The sequence below is a fragment of the Microcystis sp. M169S2 genome, from assembly GCF_020245865.1.
Lineage (GTDB): Bacteria > Cyanobacteriota > Cyanobacteriia > Cyanobacteriales > Microcystaceae > Microcystis > Microcystis ichthyoblabe_A.
On record NZ_JADBUB010000119.1, the window covers coordinates 16,522 to 28,206 of the forward strand.

General features: G+C 42.4%; 13 protein-coding genes. 2 read left to right on the top strand and 11 right to left on the bottom strand.

Going from position 1 to position 11,685, the window contains the following annotated elements:
• Nucleotides 1-48: 48 nt before the first annotated feature.
• Nucleotides 49-1,344 (top strand): CO2 hydration protein, encoded by a 1,296-nt coding sequence (locus tag IM485_RS12565; protein WP_008203165.1) that lies wholly within the window; start codon nucleotides 49-51, stop codon nucleotides 1,342-1,344.
• A 489-nt stretch (nucleotides 1,345-1,833) separates the two neighbouring features.
• Here the strand turns inward: IM485_RS12565 and IM485_RS12570 are convergent, their stop codons facing one another.
• The 8 genes from IM485_RS12570 to IM485_RS12600 form a co-directional block, all read right to left on the bottom strand.
• On the bottom strand, nucleotides 1,834-2,307 hold the full coding sequence (locus IM485_RS12570) for a type II toxin-antitoxin system VapC family toxin (RefSeq protein WP_104396432.1): 474 nt from the start codon (nucleotides 2,305-2,307) through the stop codon (nucleotides 1,834-1,836).
• Nucleotides 2,304-2,540, bottom strand: coding sequence for a hypothetical protein (locus IM485_RS12575; RefSeq protein ID WP_104396433.1), 237 nt, complete (start codon nucleotides 2,538-2,540; stop codon nucleotides 2,304-2,306). Before IM485_RS12575 ends, IM485_RS12570 begins: the two co-directional genes overlap by 4 nt.
• A gap of 94 nt (nucleotides 2,541-2,634) precedes the next feature.
• On the bottom strand, nucleotides 2,635-3,027 hold the full coding sequence (locus tag IM485_RS12580) for a DUF5615 family PIN-like protein (protein WP_002758893.1): 393 nt from the start codon (nucleotides 3,025-3,027) through the stop codon (nucleotides 2,635-2,637).
• Nucleotides 3,024-3,398, bottom strand: coding sequence for a DUF433 domain-containing protein (locus tag IM485_RS12585; RefSeq protein WP_002758892.1), 375 nt, complete (start codon nucleotides 3,396-3,398; stop codon nucleotides 3,024-3,026). Before IM485_RS12585 ends, IM485_RS12580 begins: the two co-directional genes overlap by 4 nt.
• 32 nt (nucleotides 3,399-3,430) lie before the next feature.
• The gene (locus IM485_RS12590; protein ID WP_002736025.1) at nucleotides 3,431-3,766 is read right to left on the bottom strand and encodes a XisI protein; all 336 of its coding nucleotides are present in this window, start codon (nucleotides 3,764-3,766) and stop codon (nucleotides 3,431-3,433) included.
• Nucleotides 3,754-4,170 (bottom strand): XisH family protein, encoded by a 417-nt coding sequence (locus IM485_RS12595; protein ID WP_149106892.1) that lies wholly within the window; start codon nucleotides 4,168-4,170, stop codon nucleotides 3,754-3,756. Before IM485_RS12595 ends, IM485_RS12590 begins: the two co-directional genes overlap by 13 nt.
• 33 nt (nucleotides 4,171-4,203) lie before the next feature.
• Nucleotides 4,204-4,359: a DUF6888 family protein gene (locus IM485_RS23010; RefSeq protein ID WP_002737946.1), complete on the bottom strand. Its 156-nt coding sequence runs from the start codon at nucleotides 4,357-4,359 to the stop codon at nucleotides 4,204-4,206.
• A 474-nt stretch (nucleotides 4,360-4,833) separates the two neighbouring features.
• Complete coding sequence (locus IM485_RS12600) at nucleotides 4,834-8,064, bottom strand: nSTAND1 domain-containing NTPase (protein ID WP_287743440.1); 3,231 nt, start codon at nucleotides 8,062-8,064, stop codon at nucleotides 4,834-4,836.
• 165 nt (nucleotides 8,065-8,229) lie between these two features.
• Here IM485_RS12600 and IM485_RS12605 point away from each other — a divergent pair, with 165 nt between their 5' ends.
• The gene (locus tag IM485_RS12605) at nucleotides 8,230-8,604 is read left to right on the top strand and encodes a CU044_2847 family protein (RefSeq protein ID WP_149106890.1); all 375 of its coding nucleotides are present in this window, start codon (nucleotides 8,230-8,232) and stop codon (nucleotides 8,602-8,604) included.
• 68 nt (nucleotides 8,605-8,672) lie between these two features.
• Here the strand turns inward: IM485_RS12605 and IM485_RS12610 are convergent, their stop codons facing one another.
• From IM485_RS12610 to gcvH, 3 genes are all read right to left on the bottom strand, one after another.
• The gene (locus tag IM485_RS12610) at nucleotides 8,673-9,260 is read right to left on the bottom strand and encodes a hypothetical protein (protein ID WP_287743442.1); all 588 of its coding nucleotides are present in this window, start codon (nucleotides 9,258-9,260) and stop codon (nucleotides 8,673-8,675) included.
• 235 nt (nucleotides 9,261-9,495) lie between these two features.
• Nucleotides 9,496-10,668 carry a molybdopterin-synthase adenylyltransferase MoeB gene (gene moeB / locus IM485_RS12615; RefSeq protein WP_012266195.1) on the bottom strand — a complete coding sequence of 391 codons (1,173 nt, stop codon included), beginning with the start codon at nucleotides 10,666-10,668 and terminating at the stop codon, nucleotides 9,496-9,498.
• A gap of 159 nt (nucleotides 10,669-10,827) precedes the next feature.
• Nucleotides 10,828-11,223 (bottom strand): glycine cleavage system protein GcvH, encoded by a 396-nt coding sequence (gcvH, locus tag IM485_RS12620; RefSeq protein ID WP_287743444.1) that lies wholly within the window; start codon nucleotides 11,221-11,223, stop codon nucleotides 10,828-10,830.
• Nucleotides 11,224-11,685 lie beyond the last annotated feature (462 nt).

The following is an 11,685-nucleotide window of genomic DNA, read 5'->3' on the forward strand; positions in this document are numbered from 1 at the left end:
GCTGTTTCCGAATTATTGTAACCGCTGCTAATTACTTTACCTAAAACTATGACTGGGACATTAATCAAAGCCAAAATTCCCCCTTCTAATCACGAATTCGCCGACATTATCCATCGTTTAGAAGCGGGTGGATCCATGTTGCCGGATACTCCCGAAAACCTGATGCAGATTATCGGTATTTATAAAGCTTATGCCGTACCGATGGATTTTTATTGGCGAGATCTACTCTATATTGCCGAACGAGTTTTCCTCGATCCTTTGCCCTTTTTTAAATATTTTCTACCCCAAGAATACCTAGACCTACAAAATCATTACGCTGGCGATAATGCCGATTTACGCATCTGGCGCGGTACGGGTTCTGCTCACCCTGAATTGTTAGAATTTATGGATAAAGGTAAAACCCGAAAAATGCCCAGATTAATCCATCACCTCTGGCATGACCGCGTTAATATGGAATTTGCTGAAGCTTGTATGCAAGCCATGTTATGGCATGGCCGCGATATGGGTTGGGGTTTATTTGATGCCTATCTTGATTCAGAAGAATATCGCCAAAATGCCGACCGCGCTATTAAGGCCTATTTCAAGAAAAATCCCGTCATGATGAAACTTTATGACCTGTTCCCCGATATGTTCTTGGAACAGGTGCGGATGATGTCCTATTACTCTAATTTAGGACTATTCTGGGAAGTGATGGCCCCGGTATTTTTCGAGATGTCTGATATCTACGATGAGGGCGGCTTTAAAGGTGTTCCTGATGCCATGAATTTCCTCGTCAATGGTATTTTTGCCATCGCCGGCCGGCCAATTTATCATCATGTTTATATTGATGGTCAATGCTACGAAATTATCCCCAAATCAAAGGCTTTTACTTGGCTTTATGAAGCGGCTTTACCCTATGTAGAAGCGGTCTTTTATCGTACTGCTCCCTTCCGGGGTACCAAGTCCTATAATGCCCAAGCAAAACAGGTTCCTGACGAACAAAAAGACTTTCACTATGGCATTCTTTATGCGGATGTTTTCCCCGTGGGTACTGCGGGAATTCCGCCGACGTTGTTAATGGATGATATGTATCATTTTTTACCCCAATATCTGATTGATTACTATCAGCAAAACTGCCGGGGGGAAGATGATATTTTGATTCAATTGGGTATTAGTTTCCAGCGATCGATGTATAATGTGACTTCGGCAGTTATTCAAGCTCTACGCACTGCTTTACTCTATCCCCTCGACGATCCTAATCCCAAACATTTACTGAAAAATCGTCAATTCTTTGAAGCACAAATGGACAGATTTAAACGCCCCGAAGCGCGTCTTAGAGATATCCAAAGTCCTAATTATCGTTGAGGTTTTTTGGTTATTTTTCTGGTGGGTTTATAGCCCACCTTTTTTAATATAATGAGATGACCGACACCCAATGTTACACCAAATCCTGTTATAATAAAACGAGTAAAAACGAGGAGATAAAATGCCCAAGAAAGCTTACTTAGCCCAACATCTAAGTTCAGAGCAACTGAAAGATAGATACAGAAGCAGTCAAGACTCAGTAGGAGACTGGCGAAATTCAATATAGGGGAACTCGCTTTCTCTGAGGGATTCCTCAATTAAAATTGCGCTGGTTTCACTAGGAGTTTTTCCTCATTCGCGAGCTAACTGTTTGAGTCGTTCTGCTGTGCGATCGGGAAGTCGGGTACTAATAACTTGGGACATAAATTTTTCAACCTTAAATTTTAAATCATCGATTTAGAGATATTATATGCCAATTGGCACAAGAGGAAGAGGAGGTCATTCTATATTTCCCAATACTTCATTAGAATTAGAAAATTCAACTTCAATTTAGATTATTCCTCTCAATAGCGCCATAGCAGTTTTTTCCACTGATAACTGTTCACTGTATGAAAGATTTAGCAGTCGAGTGAACCCTGCTTGTTCAAAATGCCGATCTGATGTAAAGGCTAATGTAATTACTTCTTGCTGCATAATGACAAAGCTAATACAATCAGTTAGCCCCCAATCTTTATCAAGACGCTGACTATAAAGTTTCCAACCCTCATCGAAAAGAGATTTATTGAGCGGTATAATCTGTAAACCAATTAGATTGTTGAGGTGATTAATAAATCTAATTGTTTGAGAGCGAATTTTCGGCGAAACCAGAGCATCAGCCACTTCCAATAAAACAAAATCTGTTGTTATAAGCTGACATTTCTGTTGTTGAAGATTCGCCTTAACACGCTTGGCTTGTTCATGAAAAACATCATCAACATTAATTAAGGCAATCCAGGCTGCCGTATCAACAAAAACCTTCCTCACGATTCTAGCTCTCGCTTGGGTAGCCCGTGAATGTAATGATCGTGCTGATAGGACAAATCGGAAATTCCTGTATTCATTTGACACTCTTCTAAGATTTGGTCAAACTCGTCCCAAAAATCATACCCTGGGGATCTGGATTCAAGCTGCTTTATGAGCATTGCGGCAATCTTATTTTGCTCCGATTCGGGGAGTTGTTTGACTTGAGCGATCGCCTCTTCTAATAGCTTTGTCATATCTTTGGAATTGTATAAAACCCTAATAACGATTATCTCATCATCTCGTTATCGTTACCAGGTTCTACCTGAAGCATACTTTTCAACAACAGTCTTATGGGATGAAAATTCGACCGACTCCCATATAGTTTTCTAGATCAAATAAAATCTCAATCAAGCGGGTAGCACATCTTTGCCGATAGCTACTTTCATCAAAGCGATCAGGGTTTCCAATTGTCAGAATTGGCAGGGAAGCGGGTGTATTTTCTTCACGTATGGTTTGTTCCAGCGAATCAATTCCTTTCATATTTCGATTTGCTGTAATTAAAATCATCTGAGTGTTTTGAGCAAATTGCCAAACAACCCGATCACTACTATCCATCGGCAATCCAACATCCTGAAAGGTGAAGAAGCGGATGGGCAAAAGATCAAGCCATCCTTCTGCTGAGAGGGTTCCCCAGAATAAAACAACATCGCCCGTTAAGTTGTAGTCAATCAGAAAGTTCATGATTGAGATTCAATGCGTGCTTTCCACTCTTGAAGCTTCGCACGAATGGTTTCTTGACCAGGCTTAGGGGGCATCGCCGCAATCTTGGCAAATCGCTCACGATTTCGCTCTTCCCAGTATTGACGAATTTCTGTCGCTGTCTGCAAGCATTCTTGATACTCGGCTTCAACCTCAGTACAATGAGTCTCAATGTATGCTAGGGCTGAATCAATCTGTCTATCATTAAGACCAAGTTTTTCACGAATCAGCTTGGGGGGATACTGAGCCTTTAGGTAATCCATAACATCATAAAGGGTAATTCGCGTGCCGGCGATTGTCAATCCACGCTCTGTACGAATAATAGCTGATTGCCCGTTGGATACTAGAACCATACTCATAACCTTCTAGAATTTCATTCTATAGCTTATTTTACAGCAAATTCAGTATAGGGTCGAATATGTTCGGGTTTAAAGGCAAGGACAATTTGCTCTTTAGGAATACCGGCGGCTAATAAATCAGTGGCAATACCGTCTTCGGTTCCGTCTCGTTGTATCCAGATTTTACCATTAATAATTTGTAAATGCAGTAAACAGCCATGTACTCTTTCTCGGTTATCCCAACCTTCTAAGAGAATTAGATAGTTATCAGAGTCTTTGTCAATAATGAGGAGGCGGTTTACCTCTCCAGTAGCATAGCGCAAGTTTGCATAATAACGGAGAGATTCAATAATAATTTTTCTCATTTTTTCTAAACTATCCATCTTAAAATAACCTCCTCAATTTCGTCAAAAATTAATAATTTTAATCGTTTATTGTCTAATAAAACTTGACCAATAAAATCTTCAAAAATATCGGCAAAAGCTTGTTGATGAATTGCTAAATATAAAGTTCTTTCAGATTTTAGTTTTGTCAATAAATCATAGTATAAAATATATTGTCCTAATGCTTTTTCTAAGTCGTCGATAGATAATTTGCCAACAAAACTTTTAATTTCAATGGCAATTTTTTGATTGTCTTTTTCGGCGGCAATAATTTTTTCTGCTCCTAAGTCAATATATAAATCTCTTTTTCCCCAGCGAATAATTAGGGGGTCATGGGTAATTGTCCAGCCATCTTTGTCTAAGGCAGTTCTCACGGTATCATGATAAATATCTTTTGCTGGCATTTTTATTATAACTGGCGAGACATTTGGTAAAAATCAGGTTGATGATTCATCTTCAAACTCCACATTAGTGAGCAAGATGCTCACATTACTATTTTCATCATACCGAAATAGATGAATATCGGTATAGAAGTTAGACAGGGTTTGACACATTCTAATGCAAGTAAGCATCTGTTCGGGAGTGGGTATCATTATTGATGGCTTTTTCCTCCAATTTACGAGTTTATACCTGTAATAAGTATAGCATAATACTGGATTGAAACAGCTAATTTAATGCCTTAGATTTAAGGGAATGCGAGCATCCTGCTCGCTAATTATTCAAATAGTCTGCTGGCTAGATGTTATAGTCATTTCAAATAAGTTTGAGACATAAGTTTTTCATCATTTAAATTGGTATTTGAGGTTGTAGGGGCGAAGCATTCGGATAAGAAATCTACGGTTTCAGCGATAGGTTATTGCCCGAATGCTTCGCCCCTACGGGAGTGCTTACTGACAATAATAGTGAGCTAGGTGAGTCTTATCTCATTCTTATTTGAAACAACTATATATACCAAGCCAGAGCCTTGGCACAAGCAAATTTCAAAAAAAAATTCGCTCGCTACGCTCGCTTAAAAGGGAAAAAAATACAGGATAAAGGGTAAAAGTGAAAGAGAAAAAAGGGAAAAGCTAAGTCCTCGACGACGCAACCACCCGCAGCCCGATGACGTAGCCTCTAACAGCGGGATCGTTCCTGCTGCGGGAGGCACAACGGCAGAGCCCTGGGTCGCTGACCCACGAACCGCCGCGCAGCAACTTTAATTGAGAATGCTTCTCAATTAGCCACGCCCGGCCATCTATTGGTGCGCCTTCATAATGATCATGCCAATCATCTAAACACCATTCAAAGACGTTCCCGTGCATATCATAAAGTCCAAAGGCATTGGCGATTTGAAACCTGCCTACGGTGGTCGTCCTTGCAAGAGCAGTTTGTGCATAATTTGCCAAAGCTGGGTCAATTTTCCACCCAAAATGATAGGGCGGATAAATCGGATTTTGGCTTGATTCTTCACTGATAACTGATGACTGATAACTGATAACTGCACGACAGGCGTATTCCCACTCTGATTCACTGGGTAAACGGTATTGATAGCCTTTACCTTTTTCCTGAGACCAACGTGATAGTCTCTCACAAAATTCTACTGCTTCGTACCAACTAATAGATTCCACTGGTCGGCGGCTATACCCTTTATAGTAGGAAGGTTCTGGGTTAAGATCCCGTTCAATTTTAGGCATAGAAGCCACTACTCGCCACTGCGCCTGCGTTACTAGATATTTGCCCATCAGAAAGGGAGAAATCTTGACCTTGTGTTGCGGAAGTTCATCTGGATGTGATCCGTCTTCTCGCTCCGGCGAACCCATCCAAAACTCACCCCCGGGAACTTCCACTATTTCTAGGTTTATTCCGTCTTCTAACTCTTCGATTACTGTGGCTCGTAGGTCGTTTTCTGCGATGATTGAGAGGGCAATATTTCCTTGCTTATCAACTTCTGCTGTCCAGATAGGAACCTCCTGTCCCCACTGCTTCAGTAACCAGGAAGCTGACAGCCTTATCTGTGCTTTTTCCTTCTCATCTGTGAGTAATTGCCATAGCCTTTCTTGATTGAGGAATAATTTACGGACTGCCTCTTTTTCTAATGTCTCTCGCTCTAAATTATCAATATCTGGACTTCTCAGGTAAGAACGTAACTCCTCCTGGCTACTAGCTTGGAGAAACTCTTGAGCCAAGTCCGTAGTTTCCACTGTGTCTTTATATTGTTGCAGAACTTTCTCCGCGTCTGCTAACTTGTCACCCGACCACAAATAATCCTGAGATTTGTTATTTTTCTGCCAATTTTGGGCATCTTTATCCACCTGTTTCGCTAATTCTCTACCCTGGCGAGTTTCGGTTCGCCACAGATTCAGGTTGTCCCACTTTTCAATTAAAGCTTCATGTGCCAAATCTACCCAAGCTTCTTCTTCTCGTTCAGTTTTTCCCGTTACTAAAAGGCGACCTTTTACTAATCCTTGTTTTCCTTCAATTAGTTCTGTTAAAACTTTTTGTCCTTCTTGATTATCTCCGGCTAAAGACAAGATAAAGGCTTTCGGTTGACGCAATCTGGTATCTTTTTCCCCATCTCCTATTTGCAGAAGATTCAAGAAAATTCGCTTGATTAAAGCTTTCTCTGTTTCTGTTCGCTCCTGCTGCGGTGAGTCTTTTTCATAATCCTTGTATTGATAGACTTTATCAGCTTGACAATTTAACGCTCCTACTATCCCACCTATCGCCTCATAAGTATCTAAAGTCAGCCGATGTTCTGCCTCATCTCGTTTCTGCCAAAGCTGGGTTAAAGCAAACTCTAATAAGGGTAAAAATCCTGGTTCTTGTTTAATATCTTCAAGGATTTTATTAAGCAATTCTTTCGTAACTTCATAGCCTTGCAGTTTGGCTGGTTCGGTGATAGCTTCTAGCAAATCTAATCCCCTTAGATCTGGCAGGTATTCGGCGTTATTTTGAATCAATTTTCGCAAAGAATCGTAACGCAAACAGGGTTCAATAAAATCCGCCCTCATGGTAGCGACAACTGCCAGAGGAGAGTCAGGAATTGTGGCAACTTGAGTAATCAATTCAATAAAGCGATCGCGCTGTTCCGCTAGAGCAAAAGTGAATAATTCCTCAAATTGATCTACCACCAGCAAGAATTTGTGTTCGCGGGGAAAAAGCTCTAATAGCGGTTTTAAGCCTTCGCTGTCTTGATTATTGATACATTGATCCAGCAATTGTTGATCATCTCGAAAATAGGGTAACAGCAAGCTTTCCAACATTGTTAACGGCTTAAATCCGGGCTTGATCGGTTCGAGAATTTGCCATCCTAATTCTTCCAACCAGGGCATCAATCCCGCCAGAACTACCGAAGATTTACCACTTCCAGAAGCACCAATCAGAGGGACAAAATTTAGCCTATCCAGCTTAGATTTGATGTCGTCCACCACTCGCTTGCGTCCGAAGAAAAATGGGCGTTCTTTCTTAGTAAACGCCAGCAATCCTTGATAGGGACAGCGCAATTCTCCCTTCTCATCTAGTAACGGTTTCACTTCTTTAACTTGAGGTTGCGCCCCATATTTGACCAGAATTAGCGATCGCCCAACTCCCATGCGAATCGGTTCTTGACCCTTCCCGCGCAATTCCCGCGAAACGAAATCAAACAGGCGATCGGCACTAATTTCTCCCGTTTCTGGGTCAGCCTGTTTTTGCGACAATCCCTTCAGTAAAGCGGCGGTGAACAAACTGTATTTCTTATCTTCCCAAGCCACCTGTTGTGACCGACAGGCGGCGATTAGGTAGTAATCTTGCTTCTCCTTAAACGCTGAGAGGCTAGGTTCTAGCAAAGTGCGATTTAATTCCCGATTTTCGGGCAATAACGCCCCCGCATGGCAACAGTCTAGCATTACTACCAGATTACTCAAACTAGAACGCCGCAATAGAGGATTGAGTTCTCGGTCTAAAGAAATGGCATTTTTGCCGTCGGGTTGGCTATCGGAGGTGGCGAGATAGGCTTCCCCGTCACCGATGCGATTGATCAGGCGAAACCCGTGTCCTGAAAAGTAGATCAAGACTTCTTGATTTTTGGTCTGCTCTCCCGATAAGATTTGCTTTAAGGCTTGCAAGACTTCATTCCCCGTTACCTTTCCTGGAACAACTTCGTAGCGTTTTTCTGCGGCAATCCAGCGATTGGGTAGGCGTTCTACATTGGCAAATGTCCCAGTATTCTCCAAGAATTTAGCAACAGCTTCCGCATCTTTGGCGGGTTTACTCAAAGATGGTAGAAAGTTCCGGTTATCGTAATCGTTAATGCCGATGACGAGGGCGTAGCGAGCCATAGACAGTCAGCAAGGGATAGAAATATTTTTTATATTAGGTTATTTTTTGGTAAACTGCAAGGAAAGCATAGGCCCTCCCTTAGATGACCTTTTCTTATCATCACAAGTACGGGAGAGCCAAGAAATAGTTAAGAAAAAAGTTAATTTTCAATTTTTGCATTATTTATGACTCGACTAACTCCAATCCAAATTGACGAAAACACTCTAATTTATATAGAGTCCACCGATGACCTAGAAATTCCTGCCGAGACATTAAAAACGGAGGGAAGAGTTCCTAAAAGGGGAACTTCTATACCAGATAAACAGCAAATTTTACAGAATTTTCAGACAATTGAAGATACAATTCGTACTTACACTACTTACACTTTAAACGCTTTTCGCAATTTAGCCATTGCCAACATTGAGGAAGTCACTTTACAATTTGGTGTGGAAATCGGCGGTGAGGTAGGAATCCCTTATATTACTAAAGGAACCGCTAAAAGTAATTTAAATATTACGGTTAAGTGTACCTTTCCTAAGCCGCCGAACTCGTCTGATTGATGGTTCAATATTTAACGTTTTCTGGTTTTTCCATATATTCCCAAAATAAGAGAGCCAAATAATCTTGATTAAGGTCTCTGGTCTTGATTTTGGGGATAACTGGGGAATAGATCTCTGGGGAAATCCTCGGCACTTAAACAGGTTTGTAAAGCTTGGGAGGGGTTATTTTTGTCCACACCACGACTGACAGCGATAACGCACTCGGAAAAGCGCCCGGGTAATAAACTTTGACGACAGGAATCTAAAACCTGTTTAGAAATCCCTAATTTATCGGGTTCCTTGGCTGTTTCTGTTTCCGTTTGTTTGAGGGAATTAGCGGCAAATAAGGGGGCAGCGCGATGGATATCGACCACACAGTGACCTAGGTCGATGGGACGACGCACTTGAAAACAAGCTTGCAGAGCCAGATTACCATCGATCGGGGTTTTGGATTTAATCATTACCACACACCGGGATAATTCTTTAGGAATTAATGCTTCTGAACAAGCGGTGGCGGCATCTTCGGGACTCACCCCCGTGCGGACAATCTGACTGATACAGGCACTAAATTGATTATTATTGCCAAATGCGATCGCTGTTCGGTTCATTTCTACTAAGCCAAGGGAAATAGTAGCGATCGCGCTCCAACTAGCAATTTTTTTAATATGGTTTTTCATCGTTTGCTCACACCGAAGATTTTAAGGCTAACTCGCCTTGATTTTAACAGATTCACGGGCAATAATGGGGGGAGGAAATTATGAATTATGAAGTGGGGAGATGGGGGAATGGGGTAGGGTTGATTCATGAATCAACCCTACCTTGAATCAACCCTAGGGAGATGGGGGAATGGGGAGATGGGGGAATTTGACTAATACCCCAAAACCCTAACACCCCAAAACCCAGGGACCAAAATTAGTATTCTGGTACAGTGGAATCGACTTCACGACTCCAGGCGCTGATACCACCTTTGACGTTAATTCCTTCGATACCTGCGTCTTTGAGGATAGCGAGGGCTTTAGCGGAACGTCCCCCCATCTTACAATGGGCGATAAGACGATAACCGTTGACTAATTCCTTAATTTTGGGAATTGCCGCACCATTTTCGATATCGGGTAGGGGAATTAGCACCGAGTTGGGGATATTAGCGATTTGGTACTCGTTGGGATTACGCACATCGATGAGAATGTAATCATTGGCATTGCTGTCAATTAGTGCTTTTAACTCTACTACGGTCATTTCTGTCATTTTTTGCTGTTCTGCTGCTTCTTGTGCCTTCGCTTGCGGAATACCGCAGAATTGTTCGTAATCAATTAGTTTTTCAATGACGGGACGGATGGGATTCGGACGCAATTTTAACTCGCGGAATTTCATTTCCCAAGCATTGTAAAGCAGTAAACGACCACTGAGGGTATCCGGAGCGCCGAGGATAATTTTAATGGCTTCTGTGGCTTGAATTGTGCCGATTACTCCGGGTAAAACCCCTAAAACGCCGCCTTCGGCACAGGAGGGAACCATCCCCGGTGGTGGCGGTTCGGGATAGAGATCGCGGTAGTTGGGACCGCCTTGGTAGTTAAAAACGGTTGCTTGTCCTTCAAAGCGGAAAATTGAGCCATAGACGTTGGGTTTGTCGAGAAGAACACAAGCATCATTAGTCAGATAACGGGTGGGGAAATTATCGGTCCCGTCGATAACTACATCATAGGGGGCTAAAATGTCAAGGGCATTTTCGGAACTTATGCGGGTTTCGTACAAATCCACCTGACAATAGGGGTTAATTTCTAGAATTCTGTCCTTAGCGGAAACAATTTTCGGTTTGCCTACCCAGGAAGTGCCGTGAATAATTTGACGTTGCAGATTGGAACTATCGACGATATCGAAGTCAACAATACCGATTCTACCGATGCCAGCCGCCGCTAGATAGAGTAAAAGCGGGGAACCGAGTCCCCCGGTGCCGATGCAGAGAACACTGGCGGCTTTTAGTTTTTTTTGACCTTCTAAGCCCACTTCGGGCAGAATAATGTGTCGAGAGTAGCGTTGAACCTCCTCTTTGGAAAGTTCGATCGCCGCGAGATTAGGATTTAGCATAGATTGGGTAAATAGTGAAACCTGACTCGATTCGGGCAAGAATTTCGTCTCAGCACGGTTTAGAGACAAAAATCAGGAAGACTCGATCGCTTCCTGTTTTTTCAATTCTTTCTATGATTATGATAGTGTGAGGGTCTGGCTCCGTGTTGTTAATATTAGTTAACTTTCCCCTGCTACTTGGGCGCGGTATTCACTAGCGGAGAGGGTATCAGCCAAGGCATTATCGGGATTTTCTACCCGCACTTTTAATAACCAACCCTCCCCGTGGGGATCATCGGCAATTAATTCGGGGGAGTCAATCATCGCTTGATTGCGATCGACTACGGTCCCCGAGACGGGAGGATAAAGATCTTCCACCGCTTTTACCGATTCGATCGTGCCGAAACTACTACCTACTTCCAGCGCATCTCCCAATTCGGGCAATTCTAGAAACACGATATCACCCAATTGATCGACGGCAAAAGCACTAATTCCCAAGGTAGCGATTTCACCTTCGAGTCTGACGTATTCGTGGGTTTCTAGGTATCTCAAATCCTCGGGATATTCCAGTTCCATCGTCTGTCTCTAAATATTTACAGCATCAGTTAGTTTACTAGATCTCTTGGGGAAAATGTTCATCGGCTAGGGCTGTTTTATTGCCGATCGCTACCTAGACAAAATTAATTACACCGATCGAACCCTGATTAAACAGCTAGAATTGGTCTAGGTTGATCGGGGAACGCCACAGAACACTGGAACAGTAAGGGTTAGCTGCTTTTTTAGCTCACTTAACAATACCCAGTTTAAATGCCTCCTAGCTTACTTAGGGTCTGCTGAAAAAGTTTGTTGGTGGGGGCAGGGTGTGGGGTGTGGGGTGTGGGGTGTAGGGTTTTACCGATTTTGAGGTAGTCAGTTACCTAATTTTCAGGGAAAAAGTACCTGAATTTTACCCCCGATCCCTCCAATGGTCGGCACTTTTTGAGGTCAAAAAAGTCTAAAAGCCTTATCCAACAAGGTTTTTAGATTTATTCAGCAAGC

Excerpts from the sequence above, each read along its gene's own strand:
- IM485_RS12565 (WP_008203165.1), top strand. The coding sequence starts at position 49 with ATGACTGGGACATTAATCAAAGCCAAAATTCCCCCTTCTAATCACGAA.
- IM485_RS12575 (WP_104396433.1), bottom strand. The coding sequence starts at position 2,540 with ATGACAAAGCTATTAGAAGAGGCGATCGCTCAAGTCAAACAACTCCCC.
- IM485_RS12580 (WP_002758893.1), bottom strand. The coding sequence starts at position 3,027 with ATGAACTTTCTGATTGACTACAACTTAACGGGCGATGTTGTTTTATTC.
- IM485_RS12585 (WP_002758892.1), bottom strand. The coding sequence starts at position 3,398 with ATGGTTCTAGTATCCAACGGGCAATCAGCTATTATTCGTACAGAGCGT.
- IM485_RS12590 (WP_002736025.1), bottom strand. The coding sequence starts at position 3,766 with ATGGATAGTTTAGAAAAAATGAGAAAAATTATTATTGAATCTCTCCGT.
- IM485_RS12595 (WP_149106892.1), bottom strand. The coding sequence starts at position 4,170 with ATGCCAGCAAAAGATATTTATCATGATACCGTGAGAACTGCCTTAGAC.
- IM485_RS23010 (WP_002737946.1), bottom strand. The coding sequence starts at position 4,359 with ATGATACCCACTCCCGAACAGATGCTTACTTGCATTAGAATGTGTCAA.
- IM485_RS12600 (WP_287743440.1), bottom strand. The coding sequence starts at position 8,064 with ATGGCTCGCTACGCCCTCGTCATCGGCATTAACGATTACGATAACCGG.
- IM485_RS12605 (WP_149106890.1), top strand. The coding sequence starts at position 8,230 with ATGACTCGACTAACTCCAATCCAAATTGACGAAAACACTCTAATTTAT.
- IM485_RS12610 (WP_287743442.1), bottom strand. The coding sequence starts at position 9,260 with ATGAAAAACCATATTAAAAAAATTGCTAGTTGGAGCGCGATCGCTACT.
- moeB (WP_012266195.1), bottom strand. The coding sequence starts at position 10,668 with ATGCTAAATCCTAATCTCGCGGCGATCGAACTTTCCAAAGAGGAGGTT.
- gcvH (WP_287743444.1), bottom strand. The coding sequence starts at position 11,223 with ATGGAACTGGAATATCCCGAGGATTTGAGATACCTAGAAACCCACGAA.